The organism is Sphingomonas sp. Sphisp66, assembly GCF_047324325.1.
Classification (GTDB): Bacteria; Pseudomonadota; Alphaproteobacteria; order Sphingomonadales; family Sphingomonadaceae; genus Sphingomonas.
This window is the reverse complement of sequence record NZ_CP168508.1, coordinates 3,993,969-4,014,487: the sequence shown is the minus strand read 5'-3', so window position 1 is coordinate 4,014,487 and position 20,519 is coordinate 3,993,969. Positions and strand designations below refer to the sequence as shown.

The window sequence follows — 20,519 nt, the reverse complement described above, 5'->3', positions numbered from 1 at the left end:
TCGCCTAGCTCCGTTCGCCGTCGGGCTCAATGGGCGGAGGCTGCGGTTGTTTCACCGCCTGCTTGCGGGCTCGGGCATTCCGCGACCAGATGTTGAGCCCCTCGACCGCCGCCGAGAAGGCCATGGCGGTGTAGATATAGCCCTTGGGGATGTGCGCGCCGAACGCCTCGCCGATCAGCACCATGCCGATCATCAGCAGGAAGCCCAATGCGAGCATGACGACGCTGGGATTGCGGTTGATGAAGTTGGCGAGCGGATCGGCGGCGACCAGCATCACGCCGACCGCGACGATCACCGACACGTACATGATCTGCACATGCTCGGTCATGCCGACCGCGGTGAGGATCGAATCGACCGAGAAGACGATGTCGAGCAGCAGGATCTGGACGATCGCGGCGGTGAAGGTGAGCGAGGCGACCTTGTGCTTGTCGAGCAGTTGGTCCTGCTCGCCCGGTTCGTCGGCATCGACCGAATGGTGGATCTCGGTGGTCGCCTTCCACATCAGGAACAGACCGCCGGCAAGCAGGATCAGGTCCTTCCAGGAGAAATCGGTCTCGAAGGCCCGCTCCCCGTGCGAATCGAGCGGGCCGTATATGCCGAGCGAGAACACCGTGTTCTTGAGGCTGATGATCCAGCTGATCCCGGTAAGCAGGGCGAGGCGCATGACCAAAGCGAGGCTGATGCCGACTCGGCGTGCGCGCTGGCGCTGGCCCTCGGGCAATTTGTTCGAGAGAATCGAGATGAAGATGAGATTATCGATGCCGAGCACCACCTCCATCACGATGAGCGTGAGGAGTGCGGCCCAGGCGGCCGGACTGGCGAGCAAATCGGCGATCGCGTCCATATCGCTACCGTGCCCTGCGACGAAATGTGGCGCAAGCGCCGCGGTTAACGCTTGTTCGCCCTGTTCAAGTCGAATTTCGTTCGCTCGCTGTTCGATTTTGGGCTATGGCCGATTCCATGGCGCGATTTTTTGCGCTTGAAGACCTGCGTTTTTCGTCCGGCGCTTGGCTTTTGATTGTGATTTTGGGCGAACCGGGAAGACGAACAGGGCATGAGTTTCGATAGAGGGCGCCGTGGGGATCGCGGCGGACGTGGCCGCGACAAGCGTGATGGCTTCGGCGGCGATGATTTTGGTGGCGGCGGCTTCGGCGGCGGCTTTGAGGATCGTGGCGGTTTCGGCGGCGGTGATCGATTCGGCGGCGGCGGTGGCGGTGGCTACCGCGGCGGTGGCGGCGGCTTCGGCGGCGGCGGCGGTGGCGGTGGTTACCGCGGCGGCGGTGGTGGTGGCTTCGGCGGCGGTGGTGGCGGCGGCTTCGGCGGCGGCAACCGGATGCCCCCGCAGGTCATCGGCGAAGGCACCGGCGTCGTTAAGTTCTTCAACGCGCAGAAGGGCTTCGGCTTCGTCGTTCGCGACGATGGCGGCGAGGACGTCTTCGTGCACATCTCGGCGGTCGAGCAGGCAGGCCTCACCGGCCTGGCCGAGGGCCAGCCGCTTGGCTTCACCCTCGTCGATCGCGGCGGCCGTATCTCGGCTACCGAGCTGAAGATCGACGGCGAGCCCATGCCGGTCGAAGAGCGTGCGCCGCGTGAAGATCGTGGCGATCGCGGCGGCTTTGGCGGCGAGCGTGGCGGCGGTGGTCCGCAGCGCCAGCTGACTGGCGAGAAGGCGACCGGCACGGTCAAGTTCTTCAACGCGATGAAGGGCTTCGGCTTCATCCAGCGCGATGACGGCCAGCCGGACGCGTTCGTGCACATCTCGGCCGTCGAGCGGGCGGGGATGCCGACGCTCAACGAAGGCGACCGTCTCGAGTTCGAGCTCGAGGTCGATCGTCGCGGCAAGTACGCGGCGGTGAACCTCACGCCGGGTAGCTGAGGCGAGCCTTTAGGCTAAGTAAAACGAAGGGGCCGGGCGGAAACGTCCGGCCCTTTTGCTTTTGCGCGGCGAATCGGGGTGGGTTCGCCGATTCGCGCGGGGGGCTGGAGGAAGGTGATGATTCGTGCAGAGGCAATATTCTTTTCCCCGGCGAAGGCCGGGGTCCAGTCCTTGAAATCACGCGCCTTGGCGCGTCTTCGCCGCGCACTGCCTAGTCTGGGCCCCGGCCTTCACCGGGGAAAAGAAGGGGATGCGCCTGTGTCCGAGCCTAGGCCAGGATCAGCGCCGCGCCGCCCAAGATGCCCAGCACGCTGAGCGCGCGCATCGTCGTCACCCGCTCGCCGAGGAAGAAGATCGCAATCGCCAGCGCGGTCACCATCCCCGTCTCGCGCAAGGCGGCGAGCGGGGCGATGGTGCCGAGCGCAAAGGCGTTGAGCGCCAGGCCATAGGTGACGATTGACAGCGCGCCGGCGGTCACGCCCGGCTTCCATTGTGCCAGCGCGGCGGCGAAGATGCGGCCGCGCGAGGCGAGGCCGAACATGGTGACGATCGCGCCGCCGGACAGGACGAAGGACCAGACGATATAGCTGACCGGCCGGGGCGCGGCGCGCACGCCGTGGGCGTCGGCAACGGTGTAGCAGCCGATCATTGCGGCGGTGAGCAATGCCCAGCCGAGCCCGGCCCGACCGAGATGGCGGCCGATCACCAGCATCGCCACCGCGCCGCCGATCAGCGCGATCCCGACGATCTCGCGTGTCGAGACCGGCTCGCCGAAGACAAGGATCGCCAGCGCGGCAGTAAGCATCGGCGCGACGCCGCGCATCACCGGATAGGCTGCGGAGAAGTCGCTCGTCTCGAATGCGCGGACCACGGCGTAGAGATAGAGGCAGTGGATCGCCGCGCTGAGGCCGAGCCAGCCCCAGGCGCCCGCCGGCAGCGGCACGAGCAGCGTGGCGGGGAGCAGGATCAGCGCGCTCGACCCGTCGATGATCGCGCGGCCGGTCATCTTGTCCTTGCCGCCCTTGAGGATGGCGTTGACCACGGCGTGGATCGAGCCCGAGGCGATCATCATCGCCGGGGCAAGGAATTCGGGGGTCAAAATTCGATCTGGCGGCGGCCCAGCCATAGTGCGAGCGCTACCCGGGATACGATTGCCGAGAGCAGGACGAGCGGAACGACGATCCAGAGCGTCAGAACCTGCACTTCGGCCCATTGCCCGGCGATCAGGTTGCGTGTGCTGGTCAGTGCGGTCCAGCCGAGCACGATGGCGGCGGTCAGCAGCCCGGCGAGCAGGCCCGCACCGAACCAGCGCCGCCAGGGCAGCGCGGGATCCCGCAGGAACAGCCAGGCGAGTGGCACGCCGACGATCGCGGCATAACAGATGCCGAACAGCGACAGCGTGCCCCAGATGCGCAGGAAGCTGTCGCCCGGGTTCGAGCCGGCGGCGAAGATGCCCGGCAGCAGCGACGCGACCACCGGGCCGGCGAGGACGCAGGCGACGAGCGGCAGGAGCGGAACGCGTTCTTCCCCCATGAGCGGAGACTGGCGCAGCGCGGCGGCGCGCGCAACGCCTCACTGCAAGGGCACGACCTTGCCGCGCACCATCACATAGCCGATGCGCAGCACCGCGGCGGGATCGGTGAGCGGATCGCCGTCCACCGCGATCAGGTCGGCCGACTTGCCGGGATCGAGCGTGCCGGTCTCGGCGGACAGGCCGAGCAGGTCGGCGCCGCCCTTGGTCGCGGCGACCAGCGCGTCGCGCGGGGTCATGCCGCCCTTGGAGACCATCAGCCCGATCTCCTCGCCATTGCGGCCATGCGGATAGACGGCGGCATCGGTACCCAGCGCGATCTTCACCCCGGCCTTGTAGGCGCGGTTGAGCGCCTTGCCCCATTGATCGAGCGTCTGGCGCGCCTTGATTTCGCTGTTCTCGCTGAAGATGCCCTTGCCGAGATACATTTGCAGCCCGCTGAACGCCATCAGCGTCGCCGAGAAATAAGTGCCCTTCGCCTTCATCAGCTGGACGTCGACGTCATCGGCGAAGGTGCCGTGCTCGATCGAATCGACTCCGGCGCGCACCGCCGCCTCGATTCCGCGCGCCCCATGCGCATGGGCGGCGCATTTGAGGTGCATCTGGTGCGCGGTGTCGCAGATCGCCTTCATCTCCTCGTCGGTGAAATGCTGCTCGAGCCCCATCGCGCCGGGATCGAGCACGCCGCCGGTGGCGTGGAACTTGATCGCGTCCATGCCCATCGCCGCAAGCTTGCGCACCGCCTTGGCGCACTCGGCGGCGCCGGTGCACACCCAGAATTGCTCGCCGGTCCGGTCGATCGCGTCGCGCAGCTCGGGGGCGAGGCCGGTGGTCTGGTCGCCATGCCCGCCGATGATCGACAGCGCCGGCCCGGCGACTAGGACGCGCGGGCCGGGGAAGCTGCCATCGGCGATCGCATCGCGTACCGCGAGGCTGGCATTGGCCGCCCCGCCCAGGTCACGCACCGTGGTGAAGCCGGCGCGGGCGGTGACCAGCGCGTTCTTCAGGCCGACGGTGGCGGCATAGGGCTCGGAATATTTGGTGGTCAGGCCCTGATACCAGGGCTCGCCCGCGCTGAAGGTGAGGTGGACATGCACGTCGATCAGCCCGGGCAGCACGGTCTTCCCGCGCAGATCGACCACGGTGGCGCCGGCGGGCGCGGTGGCGCCGTCCTCGATCCGGACGATCCGGCCCTTTTCGACGATCAGCGTCGACGGGCCGCGTGCCGGCTTCGAGGCGTCGGTGATCACATGGCCGGCCTGGATGGCATAGGTCTGCGCCTGGGCCGTGCCCGAAGCGGTGACGAGCAACGCGGCGGCGATCAATTTGCGGATCATGGCATCCCCCTTTTTTCGTTGGGTGGAGCTTATGCCGGTGCGCGGGGATGTCGAGAGGCGCTCAGGTGGCGAGCCTGCGCAGGCTCTCTATCGTATCGGCCTCGTGCGCGGGCTTGTCGGTGCGGATGCGGCTGATCCGGGGGAAGCGCATCGCCAGGCCGGACTTGTGGCGCTTCGATTCGTGGATCGAATCGAAGGCGACTTCGAGGACGAGGGTCTTGTCCGTCTCGCGTACCGGGCCGAAGCGGTTGACCGTGTGGTTGCGGACATGGCGGTCGAGCCATTTCAGCTCCTCGTCGGTGAAGCCGAAATAGGCCTTGCCGACGGGAAGCAGCTCGCCCTCCGGCGTCCAGGCGCCGAAGGTGTAATCGGAATAGAAGCTGCTGCGCTTGCCGCTGCCGCGCTGGGCGTACATCAGCACGCAATCGGCGATCAGCGGGTCGCGCTTCCATTTGTACCAGAGCCCGGCGCGGCGGCCGGCGACATAGGGCGAATCGCGGCGCTTGAGCATCACGCCTTCGATCGACGCGTCGCGGGCGCCGGCGCGGATCTCCTCGAGCGCGGCGAAGTCGGCGGCTTCGATCACGGCGGAGACGTCGAAGCGCTCGGGGTCGAGGCGGGTGGCGAAGCTTTCCAGCCGGGTGCGGCGCGCGCTCCAGGGCAGTTCGCGCAGGTCTTGCTCGCCGTCGAAGAGGATGTCGTAGAGGCGGACGAAGGCGGGATATTCGGCGAGCGTCTTCGCGCTGACCTGCTTGCGGCCGAGGCGCTGCTGGAGCGCGTTGAAGCTCGCGGCTTCCCCGCCCTGGAACTCGCCCTTCACCAGCAGCTCGCCATCGAGCACGCCGGGGGCGGCGAAGCTGCTGGCCACTTCGGGGAAGCTGTGGGTGATGTCGTCGCCGGCGCGGCTGTAGAGCCGCGTCTCGCCCGCGATATGGACGAGCTGGACGCGGATGCCGTCCCATTTCCACTCGGCGGCATAGTCGGCGAGATCGACGCTCTCGGCCTCTAGCGGATGGGCGAGCATGAAGGGGCGGAAGACGGGGAGGTTGCGCGCGGTCGGCTGCGCGCCGCGGCCCTCGGCCCAGTCGAACAGCGGGGCATAGGGCGGCGTCAGGCCGTGCCAGACTTCCTCGACGGCATCGACGTCGAGCCCGAAGGCCTGGGCCAGCGCAGTCTTGGCGAGGCGGGCGGAGATGCCGACGCGCAGCGCGCCCATGGCGAGCTTGAGCAAGGCGAATCGCTCGTCGGCCTCGAGCCGGTCGAGCATCGACGCCAGGATCGCGGGGGCGTCCGACTTGGAGATGCTGCCGAGCGTGGCGACCACGTGCGAGAGGGTGAGGGGCGTGGCGTCCTCGGGCGGCACGGGCGGCTCGGGCCAGAGCAGCGCGATCGTCTCGGCAGAATCGCCGACAAAGTCGCGGCTCATCGCGTAGAGCACCGGATCGACGCGGGCCTCGACCATCGCGCGGATCAGCGCGGGCTTGACCGCCGGCAGGTCGAGCGTGCCGGTGAGCGCCGCCATCGCCCAGCCGCGATCGGGATCGGGGGTGGCGCGCAGATAGTCGCCGATCAGCTTGAGCTTGGCGTTGCGCGAGCGCGTGTAGATCAGGCTGTCGAGCAGGTCGGCAAAGGCACGCATGATGGCGCAACGCATAGCGCAGCCGATGCGCTCCCGTTACGATGTTCTGATGCGCAAGCTCCTCGCGATTCTCGCCACGCTGGTCTTTCTGGGCGCTGCTTTTCTCGGCTGGTGTTTCCGGGAGGCGACCAGCGATCCGGTGGTGCGCCGCGCCGAAGTGGCGATGCGGGGGCTGGCGCGGCCGATGAAGATCGTGCTGCTGAGCGACATTCATGTCGGCACCGCCGCGATGGGGCCGAAACGGCTTGGCCGGATCGTCGCGCAGGTGAACGCGCTGAAGCCGGACCTGGTGGTAATCGCGGGCGATTTCATCTTCGGCCACGATCCGCAGAGCGCGGCGAAGCTGGGGCCGCCGATGGTCGGGCCCTTGCGCGCGCTGCGGGCACCGCTCGGCGTGACGGCGGTGCTCGGCAATCATGATTACTGGACCGGCGCACAGGCAGTGCGCGTGCAACTCGCCCAGGCGGGGGTGACCGTGCTGGAGAACAGCGCGGCGCTGCGTGGACCGGTGGCGCTGGGCGGGATCAGCGACGATTTCTCGGGTCATGCCGATGTGCGGGCGACGATGCAGGCGGCGCGGGCGCTGGGCAGGCCGATCGTGCTGGTCACCCACTCGCCCGACGTCGCGCCGGACCTGCCGGCCGATGCGCATCTGCTGCTCGCCGGGCATACCCATTGCGGGCAGGTGACGCTGTTCGGCCATCCCGTCGCGCCCGAGGTCAGCCGCTATGGCGCGCGCTATCGCTGCGGGCTGGTGCGCGAAGGCGAGCGGACCGTGGTGGTCACGGCGGGGCTGGGGACCAGCGCGGTACCGTTCCGGCTGGGTGCGAGGCCCGATGTCTGGCTGCTTACACTCGTGCCAGCAGCAATAGCGCGGTCACAAAAAGCGCGTTAGGCTCCGCGTTCCACCACCGGAGGGGACTCCAAGTAATGAAGCTCATTCTCACCGCTGCCGCGCTCGCCTGCCTGCCGGCCGCTGCCTTCGCCCAGACCGCGCCTGCGCCCGCCGCGACTCCGGCGCCTGCTGCTGCGCCGGCCCCGGCTGCCGCCGCCAAGTTCAGCGCCGACACGCCGATCGAGGCGCTGTTCGCCAATGAGGCCGCCAAGGCGGTGCTGGTCGCCGACGGGCTGGGCGATGTCGACAAGCACCCCGCCTATGAGCAGTTCAAGGCGATGAGCTTCCGCGGGGTCGCCCCCTATTCGGAGGGCAAGATCACCGACGAGCTGCTCGCCAAGCTCGATGCCGACCTGGCGAAGGTGAAGTAATAGAAAAGGGGCCAGACTCTCGCGAGACCGGCCCCTTTTTTGTCCGGCTTCGCCGGGCCCGGCACCAGCCCTCTCCCCCACCCGGCCACCCATAGAATACTGCCGTTGGGTGGCCGGGTGGGGGAGAGGGCTGGTGCCGCACTGTTCAGCTTTGGCTGAACAGCAAAAAGGCCTCAGCCCTTGCGGCTGGCCTCGAACAGGAACCAGGCGCGCTCCTCGGCCTGGTCGGTCCATTCGTCGACGATCCCGCTGGTCGCATTGTCGCCGGCATCCTCGGCGGCCTGCTTCACGGTGCGGAAGCTCTCGACCAGCTTGAGATTGTCCTCGCGCAGCTCGGCCAGCATGTCGCCTGGCGACACGTAATCCGCATCATTGTCGGTCAGCGTCTGGCGGCGGGCGATGTCGCCGATCGAGCGCAGCGTGACGTTTCCGGTCTTGCGGACGCGCTCGGCAATGGCGTCGGTGATGCCGTAGATCTGCGCCGCCTGGTCGTCGAGCAGCAGGTGATAGTCGCGGAAATGCGGGCCCGAGACGTGCCAGTGGAAGTTCTTGGTCTTGAAATAGAGCGCGAAGCAGTCCGCCAGCGCGCTGTTGAGCGCATCCGCCACGCTCTTGGTGTCGTTGCGGTTGAGATCGGTCGGGGTGCGGAGCGCCGCGTTGGTATCTGCCATGTTCGTCTCCCTGGGGAATTGGTTCGGAGGGTCAACGAACGGGATATAGTGCGCGGTTCCGGCCATGCACCTGCAATTTCCCCGATCTCAGAAATCGATCAGGTCAGGCGCAGCGCATCGACGCCGATCCAGCAGCCGGCGACGAGGAAGCCGATGCCGCTGAGGATACGCAGCCAGCGCCAGGGTGCCGCCTGCCAGATCCGCTCTCCGAGCACGGCGGCGACGAACGCCACGGCGAAGCAGGCGATCGAGGCACCCGCGGCGGCGAACCAGGGCTGGCCGCTAGTGGACAGCGCGAGGGTGAAGAAGGGCGTGCTCTCCCCGAAGGCGAGAATCAGCACGCCGAGGAACGGCGTGAGGACCGGGCCGAGCTTCCAGCCGGCCAGCCGGTCCTTCACCCTGGCCGATCCGATCGTGCCGAGCGCGCCGAAGATCAGCGCGAGCGCGAGCAGCAGCGCGCGGGCATTGGGGGTCATCATCGGGGCGACCAGCATGCCGCCAAGCCCGGCGGCGAAATTGACCGCGGCGTGCGAGAGGCCCGCGGCGATCGCCACGGTGAACGGCCGCCCATAGCGATCGGCGAGGATCGCGCTGAGCATCGCCGGCTTGTCGCAAAGCTGGGTGAGTGCGGCCAGAAGGAAGGCCGGGACCAGAGCTTCCATGCGCCTCCCTTTCGGGGCCATTGTGTCCGGGCAGGGTTAAATGCGTGTGAAGCATGAACTCAATTCCTCCCCCAGCTTGCTGGAGGAGGGGGACCGCCGGCGAAGCCGGTGGTGGAGGGGCGCAGCGGTTCCCCGCCGCGTTGCGGCGGCCACTCCACCCCTCGCTGCGCGAGCGGTCCCCCTCCCCGAGGCGAGCTCGGGTGAGGAATTAAGGGCAGCCTTGACTTTTGGCAGAGAATCGCACAGTTGCCCGCGTCTGGCAGCGGTGCGCCTCAGCGTGCCGCTCTTTTCTTTTTACAGAATCAAGGGTTTTGGGTCATGGCGAAGCCGACCACTGTCAAGATCAAGCTCGTCAGCACGGCGGACACGGGTTTCTTCTACGTCACGAAGAAGAATCCGCGTACCCAGACCGAGAAGTTCTCGTTCCGCAAGTACGACCCGGTCGTGCGCAAGCATGTCGAGTTCAAGGAAGCGAAGATCAAGTAAGCCAGGCCTCGGCCTGACTTGCCCGTCCCCGCCGCGTGCGGGGACCGATCAGAAGAGAAGCCCCGGGCCCTTAGGCTGCGGGGCTTCTTCTGTGCCCGTTGCCGGAGCCTCGGGCGCCGGCGATTCGGCCGGCATCAGCGCGCGCACTTCCTCCATGAAACGGACCAGCCCGATCGGCTTGGAGACATAGGCGTTGGCGCCCGCTGCGCGGATCCGCTCCTCGTCGTCGCGGCCGGCATAGGCGGTCACCGCCATGATCGGGATGGCGCGCAGCTGGGGATCGCGCTTCATGTGCTGGATGATCTCGAGGCCGGTGATGTGCGGCATCTGGATGTCCATCACCACCAGCTGCGGATCGAAGTCGCGGGCGCGCGTCACCGCCTCGCGCCCGTCGCGCACGGGCTCCGCCTCGAACTGGTGCGCACGCAGCAGGTCGCAGAACAGCTTCAGATTGAGTTCGTTGTCCTCGACAACGAGCACCCTTTTTGCCACGCGCTAACCCCCAGGACCAATTTGGGCGATGTAGGCTATGGCGAGCGCGGAAACAAATGCGGAAGCGCTGGCGCTGCAGGCACTTGTCTGGACGCTGGGGGACGAATCGCGGGCCCGGCGCCTGCTCGACCTGACCGGACTCGACCCGTCCGAGCTGCGCGCGCGGGCCGGCGAGGCGACTTTGCTCGCGGCCACGCTGAGCTTCCTCGAATCCTACGAGCCCGACCTTGTCGCCTGCGCCGAGGCGCTCGATATCAGCCCCGAACAACTGGTCGCCGCCCGGGCGACGCTGGAAAGATCATGAAGCCGCTGCTGATCACCGATTGCGACGAAGTCCTGCTCCACATGGTGCGCCATTTCGGCGTGTGGCTGGGCGAGGCCCATGACATCGACTTCAACCCCGACGGCGCCGATTTCGCCAATTCGATGCGCCGCCGCAGCGATTCGTCGGTGATCGCGCGCGAGGAGATGTGGGGGCTGCTCGACGGCTTCTTCCCCGCCGAGATGGAGCGCCAGACCCTGGTGCCGCATGCCCGCGAGGCGCTGGCCGCGCTCGCCGAGCAAGCCGATATCGTCGTGCTCACCAACCTGCAGGACCATTGCCGCGACCACCGCATCGCCCAGCTGGCGAATCATGGGATCGCGCACCGGGTGGAGTGCAACCAGGGCGGCAAGGGCTCGCCGGTCGCGCGGCTGATCGAGGAATTCGCGCCCAGCGTCACGGTGTTCGTCGACGACCTGGCCGTGCACCACGAATCGGTCGCCAAGCACGCGCCGGAAGTGTTCCGCCTGCACATGGTCGCCGAGCCGAGCCTGGCGCCTAATGTCGCCAGGGCAGCGCATGCCCATGCCCGGATCGACGACTGGCGCGACGCCCGCGGCTGGATCGAGGCCCGTTTCGCGGGCTTGACGCTTTGAACCACCAGTGATTGAGCGAGGACCATGACCACTGCAATCGATCGCAAGCTCGAAGAGCTCGGCCTCACCCTCCCCGAAGCCGCGGCGCCTGTCGCCGCCTATGTCCCTGTGGTGGAGGCCGGCGGCCTGCTCCACATCTCGGGCCAGCTGCCGTTCAAGGACGGCGCGCTGATGACCGGCCGGCTCGGCGAGGACCGGGACCTCGACTATGGGGCCGAGGCCGCGCAGCGCTGCGCGCTGATGCTGGTCGCGCAGATCAAGAAATATCTGAACGGCGACACGGCGCGGGTCGCGCGGATCGTCAAGCTGGGCGTGTTCGTCAATTCCACCGCGGACTTCACCGACCAGCCCAAGGTCGCCAATGGCGCGTCGGAGCTGATGCAGGCGCTGTTCGGCGATGACGGCAAGCATGCGCGCAGCGCGGTGGGCGTGCCCACCCTGCCGCTGGGCGCCGCCGTCGAGATCGACGCGATCGTCCAGATCCGCTGATTCGCCCTGTTTAGGTTTGAACGCCGGCCCGCTTCCCATCCCGGGGAGCGGGCCGGCTGCGTTCTGGGCGCTGTGGCCGCGCAGCAACAGTTCGTCACGATCCCGTGACGGAACAGCAATTAATGTTGTGCGCTGCAGCGGCGTGCGGCAAGGAGCGGATGTCGCCGCAAGCAGCGCAGGCCCATGAGGCAATGACGCAGCACCGGGGGCAGCAGGCGGGAACCCTTTTGAATAAACGGGAAGGGTATTCCATGCGCTACACCATGATCAGCCTCGCCGCCCTTGCGGCTGCGGTTGCCGCAACGCCGGCAATGGCTCAGGACCAGACCGATCCGCCCCCCGCCGTGACCGTCAGCGGCAGCGTCGGCGTCGTCAGCGACTACAAGTTCCGCGGCATCTCGCAGACCGACGGCAATTTCGCCGTGCAGGGCGGCATCACCGTCAGCCACGCATCGGGCTTCTACGTCTCGGTCTGGGGCTCGTCGATCGACGACTATGTGACCGTGCACGGCACCGCCCATCAGGAAATCGACCTGATCGCCGGCTACAAGCATGCGTTCGACGGCGGCGTCACCGTCGATGTCGGCGCGCTCTATTATGTCTATCCCGGCACCCGCCCGGGCTTCACCGGCGACCAGAGCGCCTCGGACTTCGTCGAGCCCTATGCCTCGGTCTCCTATGCGATCGGTCCGGTCACCGGGAAGGTGACCGGCAACTACGCGCCGAAGCAGAAGGCGCTGGCGATCGACCAGGGTCAGACCGGCCTGCTCAAGAAGGAAGACAATTTCTACCTGGCCGGCGACCTGTCGGTCGCGATCCCGAAGACGCCGATCGGCCTCACCGCCCATCTCGGCCACACCTGGGGGCCGAGCTGGCTGTCGGGCCCGACCGACGAATATACCGACTGGGGCGTGGGCGCGACCTTCACCTACAAGTCGCTCACCTTCGGCGTGAACTATGTCGACACCGACACGACCTTCATCACGCCGAGCAGCAAGGACGCGGCCAAGGGCGGCATCCTCGGCTCGGTGAGCGTCGCTTTCTAAATCTGGGGGATGGGGAGCGCCTAGCGCGCTCCCCGCCATAGCAAAAGCGCCGGCCCGCATGTGCGGACCGGCGCTTTTTCATGTGCGCTGTAGGAGCAGTGCCGCTTATTGCGGCGTGCTGGCCTTGGCGTCCTTGCCGTCGCCTTCGGGCGCCGCGACGATGTCACGCGTGGTGGTGCCCTTGTCGACGACGCTGGTGTTCGGGCTGCCGGCGGTCGAGCGAGCGCTCTGGTCGGCGCCGGTGCTGCCCGACTGGTCCATGATCGCCTGCTCGCCGGGGCTGCGCGCCGCCGAGCCACCGAACATCGCGTCGAGCGCCTGGTTGGCCGGGTTGCCTTCCTGCGGGCGCGGGGCGCCCGGCTGCGGCGGGACCAGCGCGAAATCGGGCGGGATCACCAGCGGCGCCTGGCGGGCGACGGCGAACTCGTCCGGACGCGCGCGATCATAGCCCTTCTTGCCGCAGGCGGAGAGCGAGGCCGCAAGCGCGATCGCGCTCACGATGGTAACGGTCTTACGCATTGACTTCATTCTCCACAGCGGCCGGGCTGTCGCCTGCGGCCTTATCGCGCACGAGGAGCGCGCGGATCAACAGGATCAGCACGCCGATGGTAATCGCCGCATCGGCGACGTTGAAGACCAAAAACGGGCGCCATGTCCCGAAATGCAGGTCGGCGAAATCGACGACGAAGCCGAGGCGCGCACGATCGAGGATGTTGCCGAGCGCACCGCCCAGCACCATGCCGAGCGCGCAGACATCGGGCAGCTTCTTCTCGCGGAACATCCACCAGACCACGCCGACGGCAATGGCGCCGGTGAGCGCGACGAGCATCCAGCGGGTCGCGTCGCTGTTCGCGGCGAACAGGCCGAGCGACACGCCGATATTGGCGACGAAGCGCAGGTCGAAGATCGGCAGCACTTGCTGGACATGGTTGAGCCCGTCCAGGCCGAGCTTCTGCTGGATGAGCGACTGGACGAACGCCAGGTCGACGCCGAGCGCGCGCACGACCAGCAGCTTCGTCACCTGATCGATGACGAAAACCAGAGCCGCCACGGCAAAGCCGATTCCACGAGTCACGTTCATTCCACCACCCCGGCACAGCGGTCGCACAAGGCGCCGTCCTGCGCAACTTCCGGGAGATGCCGCCAGCAGCGGCCGCATTTATGGCGCTGGGTGGGCACGACCGTGACCGCGTCACCTTTGCTCACCTTCGAGACGATGAACAGCTCGGTGAGGTCCGTTTCCGATGCCGGCAGCGTGGGCACGGTGACTTCGGCCTCGAGGCTGGAGCGCACCTGCTTCTCGCGGCGATAGGGCTCGATCGCCTCGGTCACCTGTTGGCGGAGCTGGCGGATCGCAGTCCAGTCGCTCTCAACCGTGGCGCCTTCCGGCAGCACCGGCCATTCGAGCATGTGGACCGATTCGTCCTCGCTCGGGAAGCGGGCCTGCCACACTTCCTCGGCCGTGAAGGCGAGGATCGGCGCGGCATAGCGGACCAGTGCGTGGAACAGCACGTCCAGTACGGTGCGATAGGCGCGGCGCTTGGGGCTCGTCTCCGCCTCGCAATAGAGGCAGTCCTTGCGGATATCGAAGAAGAAGGCCGAGAGGTCCTCGTTCATGAAATCCGTCAGCGCGCGGCTGTAGCGGTTGAATTCGAACGCGTCCGCGGCACTGCGCAACTCGGCGTCGAGCTCGGCCAGCTTTGCCAGGATGTAGCGCTCGAGCTCGGGCATCTCGGCCACGGGCAGGCGCTCCGCCTCGCCGAAGCCGTCGAGCGCGCCGAGCAGGTAGCGGAAGGTGTTGCGGACCTTGCGATACGCGTCGCCCGTGCCGGCGAGCACTTCCTTGCCGATGCGGACATCGTCGAAATAGTCGGTCTGCGCGACCCAGAGGCGCAGGATGTCGGCACCGCCCTGGTCGATCTCCTTGAGGGGATCGATGACATTGCCTTCCGACTTGGACATCTTCTTGCCCTTGCCGTCGAGCGCGAAGCCGTGGGTCAGCACCGCGTCATAGGGCGCGCGGCCGCGCGTGCCCGAGCTTTCGAGCAGCGACGACTGGAACCAGCCGCGATGCTGGTCCGAACCCTCGACATAGAGGTCGGCGCGGGTGCCGGCACCATAGCGCGCCTCGATCACGAAGCTGTGGGTCGAGCCCGAATCGAACCAGACGTCGAGGATGTCGGTGATCACCTCATAGTGCGCGAGGTCGTATTTCTCGCCGAGCAACGCCTGGTGATCGCCCTGGTACCAGGCGTCCGCGCCGCCGGTGGTGAAGGCCTCGAGGATGCGGGCATTCACGTCCGGATCGCGGAGATACTCGCCGGTCTGGCGGTGGACATAGAGCGCGATCGGCACGCCCCAGGCGCGCTGGCGGCTGATCACCCAGTCCGGGCGGCCCTCGACCATGGCGCGGATGCGGTTCTGCGCCTTTTCCGGCACCCAGCGGGTGTTCTCGATCGCGTCGAGCGCGATGCCGCGCAGGGTGGCGCCGTTCGAGGCGGTGGCCTCGCGCGATTCCTCGTCCCAGCTGGTGTCGTGGGTGGCGGTGCTGGGGCGGTCCATCGGGATGAACCATTGCGGGGTGCAGCGGAAGATCACCTTGGCCTTGGAGCGCCAGCTGTGCGGATAGCTGTGGGTGAAGTCGTCAGAGGCGGCGAGCAACGCGCCCGCTTCGCGCAGGTCGGTGCAGATCGGGCCGTCGCTGGCGACGAACTTCTTGTTGATCACCGATCCCTGGCCGCCGAGCCACAGCCAGTCCGGCCGGTACATGCCCGCCGCATCGACCGCGAACACCGGATCGATGCCATTGGCCTTGCAGAGCAGGAAGTCGTCCTCGCCGTGATCGGGCGCCATATGGACGAGGCCGGTACCCGCATCGGTGGTGACGAAGTCGCCGGGGAGGAACGGACGCGGCTTGGCGAAGAAGCCACCGAGCTTGTGCATCGGGTGGCGGGCGATGGCGCCGGTGAGCTGCGAGCCCTTGATGGTCAGAACTTCGGGATTGGGCTTACCCTCTTCTGGAGCCCAGGCAAGATGGACGCGCTGATCGACCTGAAGCAGGAGCTGCTTGGCGATCAGATATCGCTTTCCGTTGCTCGCCGAGAGCAAGACATAATCGATATCCGGCCCGTAAGCCAAAGCCTGGTTCACCGGGATGGTCCACGGGGTGGTCGTCCAGATCACGGCATGCGCGCCGACCAGTTCGGGCGCGTTCGGCGCCTCGACGATCTCGAAGGCTACGTCGATCTGGGTCGAGACGATGTCCTCATACTCAACCTCGGCCTCGGCCAGTGCGGTCTTCTCGACCGGGGACCACATCACCGGCTTGGCGCCGCGATAGAGCTGGCCGCTCTCGGCGAACTTGAGCAGCTCGCCGGCAATGATCGCCTCGCTCTCGAAGTTCATCGTCAGGTACGGGTTGGTCCAGTCGCCCATCACGCCCAGCCGCTCGAACTGCGCACGCTGCACGCCGACCCATTTCTCGGCATAGGCGCGGCATTCGGCGCGAAAGGCGACGGGGTCGACTTCGTCCTTGTTGAGCTTCTTCGCGCGATAGGCTTCCTCGACCTTCCACTCGATCGGCAGGCCGTGGCAGTCCCAGCCGGGGATGTAGGGCGCGTCCTTGCCCATCAGGCTCTGCGAGCGGACGATGATGTCCTTGAGGACCTTGTTCATCGCATGGCCCATGTGAATGTCGCCATTCGCATAGGGCGGGCCGTCGTGCAGGATGAAGCGGGTGCGGCCGGCACGCTGCGTGCGCAGCTTGTCGTACAGCCCGATCTTCGCCCAGCGTGCGAGGATGGCCGGCTCCTTCTGGGCCAGGCCGGCCTTCATGGGGAACTCGGTCTTCGGCAGGAAGACGGTGTCGCGATAGTCTTTTTGGTCGGTCATGCGTGCGCGGGAATTAGAGGAAGCGGGCGCCCATGCAAAGCAGATGTTCCGATCATGGGCTTAACCTTCAATTTTCGGAACTGCGCACGGCCCTTGGGCGTCCCTTTGGCATGAACATTCCGGTTCAGAACCTTCCTGGGCCCGGTGCAACCGACGAGATCGCCGAGCTGGCCGGGCAGTATCTGCTCCTTCCCGAGCGGGAGGCGCTGGCGCGGATCGATGCTGAGATCGCCCTGGCCACCGACGAATCGCGCTGGGACGACCTGAGCAAATGGCACCGGGTGCGTTTCCGGCTGATCCGGCTGCACCAGATCGCAGCGCGCTAGCCGAGGATCTCCCGCGCGCGGGCCGCGTCGAGGTCGATCTGCAGCTTGAGCTCGTCGAGCGAATCGAACTTCGCCTCGGGGCGCAGATAGTCGATCAGCGCGACCTCGATCGTCTGGCCGTAGAGATCGCCCGAGAAATCGAAGAAATAGGGCTCGAGCAGCTCGACCGGCGGCTCGAAGGTCGGGCGGATGCCGAGGCTGGCGACGCCGCCGAGCATTCGGCCATCGGCTAGCCGCCCGCGCACTGCATAGATGCCGTAGGCGGGGCGGAGATAATTGGCGAGGCTGAGGTTCGCGGTCGGGAAGCCGAGCGTGCGGCCGACCTGGTCGCCGTGCTGGACGACGCCTTCGATCGCGAAGGGGCGGGTTAGGAGGCGGGCGGCTTCCGCCGGGCGGCCTTCGCGGAGATGCTCGCGGATGCGGCTCGACGAGACGGTCTCGCCGTCCAGCTGGACCGGGGCGACGGTCTCGGCCGAATAGCCGAGCTCGCTGCCCAGTGCGGCGAGGGTGGCGACATCGCCCTCGCGGCCCTTGCCGAAGGTGAAGTCGTTGCCGGTGACCACGCCGCCGGCGCCGATCAAGCCGACCAGCCGCTCCTCGGCGAAGCCGCGGGCGCTGAGCGCGGCCAGCTCGGCGTTGAACGGGAAGACCAGCATGGCGTCGACGCCGGCTTCGGCGAGCAGGCGTTGGCGCTGGTCCATGGTGGTCAGGCGGAACCAGGGGCTGTCCGGGCGGAAATAGCGTTGCGGGTGCGGATCGAAGGTGCCGACGATCGCCGGCCGCCCTTCGGCGCGCGCGCGTTCGACCGCATGGCCCACCACCGCCTGATGCCCAAGGTGAAATCCGTCGAAATTGCCCAGCGCGACGATCGCACCCCGATAGCGGGGCGGGACCGCCGAGCCGCCGTCCAGCCGCTCCATGGGCGGGGCTATAGGGGGGGAGTCTCGGTTCTTAAAGCCCTCTCCCTTTGGGAGAGGGTTGGGTGAGGGACGGTGTGAGGAATGCACCAGGATCGACCCTCACCCTTCCGCTGCCTTCGGCAGCTCCCTCCCACTCCCAAAGGGAGAGGGATTATTGCGCCACGATCCCCGCGCGGATCACGCGCAGGACATTGCCGCCCATCACCTTGCGGATGTCGTCGGGCGACAGGCCGGCATCGACCAGGCCGCCGGTGATCGCGATCAACTGGGACGAATCCCAGCCGGTGGTCACTGCGCCGTCGAAGTCCGAGCCCAGGCCGACATGGTCGATGCCCACCAGGTCGCGGACATGGAGGATCGCGCGGACTACGTTCGCCGGCTCGGTGCCGCAGACCGCCGCGTCCCAATAGCCGATGCCGACCACGCCGCCGGTACGCGCGACGCCCCTGATCTCGTCATCGGTCAGGTTGCGGTTGACCTTGCAGGTCGCCTGGACGCCGCCATGGCTCGAGACGACCGGGCGCTTCGCCAGCTTCAATATCTCGGCGACCGATTCGTGGCTCGAATGGGCGATGTCGACGATCATGCCGAGCTGCTCCATCCGCGCGAGAACCTGGCGGCCGAGCGGCGTCAGCCCGCCCTTCTTCACCCCGTGCATCGACCCGGCGACGTCATTGTCGAAGAAATGGGCGAGGCCGGCCATGCGGAAGCCGGCGGCATGGAGCTTGTCGAGATTGCCGAGCTGGCCCTCCAGGTCCTGCAGCCCCTCGATCGACAGCATGCCGCCGACCACCTTCTTGCCCGCGGTGCGATCGGCGAGCAGCTGGTCGAGCTCGGCAGGCGTGTGGATCACCCGCAGCTTGCCGTTCGATCCGGCGGCGGCGCGATCGAGCTTGCGGGCGTGGAACAGCGAGCGCTCTAGCAGCGAGGTCCAGGTCCTGGGCGGCTGGAGCTGGGCGACGGTCAGCAGCGTGATGTTGTCGGTGTCGCCCGGGTTCGAATCGTAATTCTGGTGCTTCGGGGTCTTGGTGACCGAAGAGAAGACCTGGAGCGCGACATTGCCTTCGATCAGCCGGGGCAGGTCGACTTGCCCGGTGTTCGAGCGGTCGAGCAGGCTGCGGCGCCACATCAGCGTATCGGCATGCATGTCGGCGATCTGGAGCGAGGCGTGGAGCTTCTTCACCGCGTCGCTGGGCCTGGCCAGCTTCACCGGCACCACCTTGTTCATGCTGCCTTCGACGATCCCCGGGGCGAAGCCGAAAAAGCCGACCGCCGCCAAAAGCAGCGCGATCAGCACTCCCCAGAGGATCTTCTTCTTCATCCCATCCGCTCCAGCGTCACGAAGCTGTAGGCAGGGCGCCCCGCTTCTTGCCCGAAATCCTCGCGCGCAACTTCGCGCCATTCAACCCCGAAAGCGGGGACGACCGCATCCCCTTCAGGGGAAGCATGGACTTCGGTGAGCTCGATCCGGTCGGGGATGAACAGCGCGAACACCTCCGCGCCGCCGATCACCGCGACCTCGCCGGGGCCGGCGAGCGCCAGCGCTTCCTCGGGCGAATGCGCGACTTCGGCGCCCTCGGCATACCAGGCGGTGTCGCGCGTGAGCACGATGTGGCGGCGGCCGGGCAGGGGGGCGGGGAAGCTGTCGAAGGTCTTGCGCCCCATGATCATCGGCTTGCCCATGGTCTGCGCTTTGAAGCGCTTTAGGTCGGCGGGCAGGCGCCAGGGCAGCTGGCCATCGACGCCGATCACGCCATTGTCGGCACGGGCGAGATGGAAGGAAATCACCTGCATCCACGGCCTCCGGCGGCGCGGTCAGGCATTTCCGCCGGCCTGCGCCTTGGCACCGTTGCTCCAGCCCTTTTGCCAGGCGGTCATGAGCGTGCCGCTCCTGTAGGGGTTAGCCGATTCCGGCTTGCCGTTCTTTCCGGCCCCATAGCCTTCCTGCCATGCCTTGTCCTGCGGTGCTGCCATATTCTTTCTCCGTGATACCGCCGGGCAGGGAAGCGCGGCAAACAAATGGGCCGAATTCTAAACCGCCACCGGCGCCTTGATATGCGGCTGGGCGACGTAATCGTGGATCACGAAGTCCTCATATTCATACGCGTCGATCGAGCCCGGATCGCGCAGGATCTCGAGCCGAGGGATCGGACCCGGCGTGCGGCTCAGCTGCTCGCGGGCCTGGTCGAGATGGTTCGAATAGAGGTGGCAGTCGCCGCCGGTCCAGACGAAGTCGCCGACTTCGAGCCCCGCCTGCTGGGCGAGGATATGGGTGAGCAGCGCATAGCTGGCGATGTTGAACGGCACGCCGAGGAAGATGTCGGCCGAGCGCTGGTAGAGCTGGAGGCTGAGCCGGCCATTGGCGACGTGGCACTGGAACAGGCAGTGGCAGGGCGCCAGCGCCATGGCGTGGAGCTCGCCCGGATTCCAGGCCGAGACGACCATGCGGCGCGATCCGGGATTGGTCTTCAGCGTCTCGATCAGCTCCTTGATCTGGTCGATATGGCGGCCGTCCGCCGCCTCCCAATCGCGCCACTGCTTGCCATAGACCGGGCCGAGATCGCCATTCTCGTCGGCCCATTCGTCCCAGATGCTGACCTTGCGCTCCTGTAGCCACTGCACATTGGTGTCGCCGCGCAGGAACCAGAGCAGCTCGATGATGATCGAGCGGAGGTGCAGCTTCTTGGTGGTGAGCAGCGGGAAGCCCTGGGACAGGTCGAAGCGCATCTGATGGCCGAACACGCTCAGCGTGCCGGTGCCGGTGCGGTCCATCTGCTCGGCGCCGTGGTTGAGCGCGCGGTCCATCAGGTCGAGATATTGCTGCATGCGCGGAACCTAGTCCGCCGCCCTGCCGCCGCCAAGCCAGCGAGACATATCCATTGTGGAGAAAAGCCGGCCCTCCGGCGCGGACCGGCAGGTCCGGAACGGAGCCGGTCGCGCTTTCGGCTTATGCCTGCCGGGTGGCAGCG

At 67.1% G+C, this 20,519-nt stretch carries 25 protein-coding genes; 9 read left to right on the top strand and 16 right to left on the bottom strand.

Annotated features, from left to right (window positions below; genetic code table 11):
* Positions 1-4: 4 nt before the first annotated feature.
* Entirely contained in the window at positions 5-844 is an 840-nt protein-coding gene (locus ACEN8G_RS18250; protein WP_413415638.1) for a TerC family protein, read from the bottom strand.
* Between the two features lie 210 nt (positions 845-1,054).
* Here ACEN8G_RS18250 and ACEN8G_RS18245 point away from each other — a divergent pair, with 210 nt between their 5' ends.
* Positions 1,055-1,876 (top strand): cold-shock protein, encoded by an 822-nt coding sequence (locus ACEN8G_RS18245; RefSeq protein WP_413740659.1) that lies wholly within the window; start codon positions 1,055-1,057, stop codon positions 1,874-1,876.
* A 268-nt stretch (positions 1,877-2,144) separates the two neighbouring features.
* Here the strand turns inward: ACEN8G_RS18245 and ACEN8G_RS18240 are convergent, their stop codons facing one another.
* The 4 genes from ACEN8G_RS18240 to ACEN8G_RS18225 form a co-directional block, all read right to left on the bottom strand.
* Positions 2,145-2,975 carry a hypothetical protein gene (locus ACEN8G_RS18240; protein WP_413740658.1) on the bottom strand — a complete coding sequence of 277 codons (831 nt, stop codon included), beginning with the start codon at positions 2,973-2,975 and terminating at the stop codon, positions 2,145-2,147.
* The gene (locus ACEN8G_RS18235; protein ID WP_413418744.1) at positions 2,972-3,409 is read right to left on the bottom strand and encodes a hypothetical protein; all 438 of its coding nucleotides are present in this window, start codon (positions 3,407-3,409) and stop codon (positions 2,972-2,974) included. The genes ACEN8G_RS18240 and ACEN8G_RS18235 overlap by 4 nt, the downstream gene beginning before the upstream one ends.
* Before the next feature lie 39 nt (positions 3,410-3,448).
* Positions 3,449-4,744 (bottom strand): amidohydrolase family protein, encoded by a 1,296-nt coding sequence (locus ACEN8G_RS18230; protein ID WP_413418746.1) that lies wholly within the window; start codon positions 4,742-4,744, stop codon positions 3,449-3,451.
* A 61-nt stretch (positions 4,745-4,805) separates the two neighbouring features.
* Positions 4,806-6,383 (bottom strand): cisplatin damage response ATP-dependent DNA ligase, encoded by a 1,578-nt coding sequence (locus ACEN8G_RS18225; RefSeq protein WP_413418752.1) that lies wholly within the window; start codon positions 6,381-6,383, stop codon positions 4,806-4,808.
* A 49-nt stretch (positions 6,384-6,432) separates the two neighbouring features.
* Between ACEN8G_RS18225 and ACEN8G_RS18220 the strand changes: the two genes are divergently transcribed.
* Together ACEN8G_RS18220 and ACEN8G_RS18215 are read left to right on the top strand one after the other, a co-directional pair.
* Positions 6,433-7,278 carry a metallophosphoesterase gene (locus ACEN8G_RS18220; protein WP_413418748.1) on the top strand — a complete coding sequence of 282 codons (846 nt, stop codon included), beginning with the start codon at positions 6,433-6,435 and terminating at the stop codon, positions 7,276-7,278.
* Positions 7,279-7,313: 35 nt separating this feature from the next.
* A complete protein-coding gene (locus ACEN8G_RS18215) occupies positions 7,314-7,649 on the top strand; it encodes a hypothetical protein (RefSeq protein WP_307117161.1) in 336 nt (111 codons plus the stop codon).
* 173 nt (positions 7,650-7,822) lie between these two features.
* On the opposite strand, the gene ACEN8G_RS18210 is transcribed toward ACEN8G_RS18215, so the two are convergent.
* A complete protein-coding gene (locus ACEN8G_RS18210) occupies positions 7,823-8,320 on the bottom strand; it encodes a Dps family protein (RefSeq protein ID WP_307117162.1) in 498 nt (165 codons plus the stop codon).
* Positions 8,321-8,418: 98 nt separating this feature from the next.
* Positions 8,419-8,982: a TMEM165/GDT1 family protein gene (locus ACEN8G_RS18205; RefSeq protein WP_413418750.1), complete on the bottom strand. Its 564-nt coding sequence runs from the start codon at positions 8,980-8,982 to the stop codon at positions 8,419-8,421.
* A gap of 318 nt (positions 8,983-9,300) precedes the next feature.
* On the opposite strand from ACEN8G_RS18205, the gene rpmG reads away from it, so the two are divergent.
* Entirely contained in the window at positions 9,301-9,468 is a 168-nt protein-coding gene (gene rpmG / locus ACEN8G_RS18200; RefSeq protein ID WP_025560997.1) for a 50S ribosomal protein L33, read from the top strand.
* Between the two features lie 48 nt (positions 9,469-9,516).
* On the opposite strand, the gene ACEN8G_RS18195 is transcribed toward rpmG, so the two are convergent.
* Positions 9,517-9,960, bottom strand: coding sequence for a response regulator (locus ACEN8G_RS18195; RefSeq protein ID WP_413415422.1), 444 nt, complete (start codon positions 9,958-9,960; stop codon positions 9,517-9,519).
* Positions 9,961-9,997: 37 nt separating this feature from the next.
* Here ACEN8G_RS18195 and ACEN8G_RS18190 point away from each other — a divergent pair, with 37 nt between their 5' ends.
* The 4 genes from ACEN8G_RS18190 to ACEN8G_RS18175 all read left to right on the top strand — a co-directional run bounded on the left by ACEN8G_RS18190 (position 9,998) and on the right by ACEN8G_RS18175 (position 12,413).
* A complete protein-coding gene (locus tag ACEN8G_RS18190) occupies positions 9,998-10,264 on the top strand; it encodes a DUF3572 domain-containing protein (RefSeq protein ID WP_307117164.1) in 267 nt (88 codons plus the stop codon).
* Entirely contained in the window at positions 10,261-10,878 is a 618-nt protein-coding gene (locus tag ACEN8G_RS18185) for an HAD family hydrolase (protein WP_413415423.1), read from the top strand. The genes ACEN8G_RS18190 and ACEN8G_RS18185 overlap by 4 nt, the downstream gene beginning before the upstream one ends.
* 24 nt (positions 10,879-10,902) lie before the next feature.
* Positions 10,903-11,367, top strand: a complete 465-nt coding sequence (locus ACEN8G_RS18180) for a RidA family protein (protein ID WP_413415424.1) — start codon at positions 10,903-10,905, stop codon at positions 11,365-11,367.
* Positions 11,368-11,618: 251 nt separating this feature from the next.
* Positions 11,619-12,413: a TorF family putative porin gene (locus ACEN8G_RS18175; protein ID WP_413415425.1), complete on the top strand. Its 795-nt coding sequence runs from the start codon at positions 11,619-11,621 to the stop codon at positions 12,411-12,413.
* Positions 12,414-12,518: 105 nt separating this feature from the next.
* On the opposite strand, the gene ACEN8G_RS18170 is transcribed toward ACEN8G_RS18175, so the two are convergent.
* Genes ACEN8G_RS18170 through ileS form a run of 3 tightly spaced genes read right to left on the bottom strand, consistent with a single transcriptional unit; the run spans position 12,519 to position 16,304 of the window.
* Positions 12,519-12,932 (bottom strand): DUF3035 domain-containing protein, encoded by a 414-nt coding sequence (locus ACEN8G_RS18170; protein ID WP_307117168.1) that lies wholly within the window; start codon positions 12,930-12,932, stop codon positions 12,519-12,521.
* On the bottom strand, positions 12,925-13,494 hold the full coding sequence (gene lspA, locus ACEN8G_RS18165) for a signal peptidase II (protein WP_413415426.1): 570 nt from the start codon (positions 13,492-13,494) through the stop codon (positions 12,925-12,927). Before lspA ends, ACEN8G_RS18170 begins: the two co-directional genes overlap by 8 nt.
* On the bottom strand, positions 13,491-16,304 hold the full coding sequence (ileS, locus tag ACEN8G_RS18160; RefSeq protein ID WP_413415427.1) for an isoleucine--tRNA ligase: 2,814 nt from the start codon (positions 16,302-16,304) through the stop codon (positions 13,491-13,493). Before ileS ends, lspA begins: the two co-directional genes overlap by 4 nt.
* Positions 16,305-16,414: 110 nt before the next feature.
* Between ileS and ACEN8G_RS18155 the strand changes: the two genes are divergently transcribed.
* A complete protein-coding gene (locus ACEN8G_RS18155; protein WP_413415428.1) occupies positions 16,415-16,630 on the top strand; it encodes a hypothetical protein in 216 nt (71 codons plus the stop codon).
* Here the strand turns inward: ACEN8G_RS18155 and ACEN8G_RS18150 are convergent.
* The 5 genes from ACEN8G_RS18150 to ACEN8G_RS18130 form a co-directional block, all read right to left on the bottom strand.
* Complete coding sequence (locus ACEN8G_RS18150) at positions 16,627-17,550, bottom strand: bifunctional riboflavin kinase/FAD synthetase (RefSeq protein WP_413415429.1); 924 nt, start codon at positions 17,548-17,550, stop codon at positions 16,627-16,629. The genes ACEN8G_RS18155 and ACEN8G_RS18150 overlap by 4 nt on opposite strands.
* 151 nt (positions 17,551-17,701) lie before the next feature.
* A complete protein-coding gene (locus ACEN8G_RS18145) occupies positions 17,702-18,871 on the bottom strand; it encodes a dipeptidase (protein ID WP_413415430.1) in 1,170 nt (389 codons plus the stop codon).
* Positions 18,868-19,338: a dihydrofolate reductase gene (locus ACEN8G_RS18140; protein ID WP_413415450.1), complete on the bottom strand. Its 471-nt coding sequence runs from the start codon at positions 19,336-19,338 to the stop codon at positions 18,868-18,870. The genes ACEN8G_RS18145 and ACEN8G_RS18140 overlap by 4 nt, the downstream gene beginning before the upstream one ends.
* A 27-nt stretch (positions 19,339-19,365) precedes the next feature.
* Positions 19,366-19,524: a hypothetical protein gene (locus ACEN8G_RS18135; protein ID WP_413415431.1), complete on the bottom strand. Its 159-nt coding sequence runs from the start codon at positions 19,522-19,524 to the stop codon at positions 19,366-19,368.
* A gap of 57 nt (positions 19,525-19,581) precedes the next feature.
* On the bottom strand, positions 19,582-20,376 hold the full coding sequence (locus tag ACEN8G_RS18130) for a thymidylate synthase (RefSeq protein WP_413415432.1): 795 nt from the start codon (positions 20,374-20,376) through the stop codon (positions 19,582-19,584).
* Between the last annotated feature and the right edge of the window lie 143 nt (positions 20,377-20,519).

Coding starts and splice junctions, on each gene's coding strand:
- ACEN8G_RS18205 (WP_413418750.1), bottom strand. CDS start 8,982: ATGGAAGCTCTGGTCCCGGCCTTCCTTCTGGCCGCACTCACCCAGCTT.
- lspA (WP_413415426.1), bottom strand. CDS start 13,494: ATGAACGTGACTCGTGGAATCGGCTTTGCCGTGGCGGCTCTGGTTTTC.
- ACEN8G_RS18170 (WP_307117168.1), bottom strand. CDS start 12,932: ATGCGTAAGACCGTTACCATCGTGAGCGCGATCGCGCTTGCGGCCTCG.
- ACEN8G_RS18145 (WP_413415430.1), bottom strand. CDS start 18,871: ATGAAGAAGAAGATCCTCTGGGGAGTGCTGATCGCGCTGCTTTTGGCG.
- ACEN8G_RS18225 (WP_413418752.1), bottom strand. CDS start 6,383: ATGCGTGCCTTTGCCGACCTGCTCGACAGCCTGATCTACACGCGCTCG.
- ACEN8G_RS18215 (WP_307117161.1), top strand. CDS start 7,314: ATGAAGCTCATTCTCACCGCTGCCGCGCTCGCCTGCCTGCCGGCCGCT.
- ACEN8G_RS18235 (WP_413418744.1), bottom strand. CDS start 3,409: ATGGGGGAAGAACGCGTTCCGCTCCTGCCGCTCGTCGCCTGCGTCCTC.
- ACEN8G_RS18135 (WP_413415431.1), bottom strand. CDS start 19,524: ATGGCAGCACCGCAGGACAAGGCATGGCAGGAAGGCTATGGGGCCGGA.
- ACEN8G_RS18210 (WP_307117162.1), bottom strand. CDS start 8,320: ATGGCAGATACCAACGCGGCGCTCCGCACCCCGACCGATCTCAACCGC.
- ACEN8G_RS18130 (WP_413415432.1), bottom strand. CDS start 20,376: ATGCAGCAATATCTCGACCTGATGGACCGCGCGCTCAACCACGGCGCC.
- ACEN8G_RS18230 (WP_413418746.1), bottom strand. CDS start 4,744: ATGATCCGCAAATTGATCGCCGCCGCGTTGCTCGTCACCGCTTCGGGC.
- rpmG (WP_025560997.1), top strand. CDS start 9,301: ATGGCGAAGCCGACCACTGTCAAGATCAAGCTCGTCAGCACGGCGGAC.
- ACEN8G_RS18185 (WP_413415423.1), top strand. CDS start 10,261: ATGAAGCCGCTGCTGATCACCGATTGCGACGAAGTCCTGCTCCACATG.
- ACEN8G_RS18220 (WP_413418748.1), top strand. CDS start 6,433: ATGCGCAAGCTCCTCGCGATTCTCGCCACGCTGGTCTTTCTGGGCGCT.
- ACEN8G_RS18175 (WP_413415425.1), top strand. CDS start 11,619: ATGCGCTACACCATGATCAGCCTCGCCGCCCTTGCGGCTGCGGTTGCC.
- ACEN8G_RS18180 (WP_413415424.1), top strand. CDS start 10,903: ATGACCACTGCAATCGATCGCAAGCTCGAAGAGCTCGGCCTCACCCTC.
- ACEN8G_RS18150 (WP_413415429.1), bottom strand. CDS start 17,550: ATGGAGCGGCTGGACGGCGGCTCGGCGGTCCCGCCCCGCTATCGGGGT.
- ACEN8G_RS18245 (WP_413740659.1), top strand. CDS start 1,055: ATGAGTTTCGATAGAGGGCGCCGTGGGGATCGCGGCGGACGTGGCCGC.
- ACEN8G_RS18190 (WP_307117164.1), top strand. CDS start 9,998: ATGGCGAGCGCGGAAACAAATGCGGAAGCGCTGGCGCTGCAGGCACTT.
- ACEN8G_RS18155 (WP_413415428.1), top strand. CDS start 16,415: ATGAACATTCCGGTTCAGAACCTTCCTGGGCCCGGTGCAACCGACGAG.
- ileS (WP_413415427.1), bottom strand. CDS start 16,304: ATGACCGACCAAAAAGACTATCGCGACACCGTCTTCCTGCCGAAGACC.
- ACEN8G_RS18250 (WP_413415638.1), bottom strand. CDS start 844: ATGGACGCGATCGCCGATTTGCTCGCCAGTCCGGCCGCCTGGGCCGCA.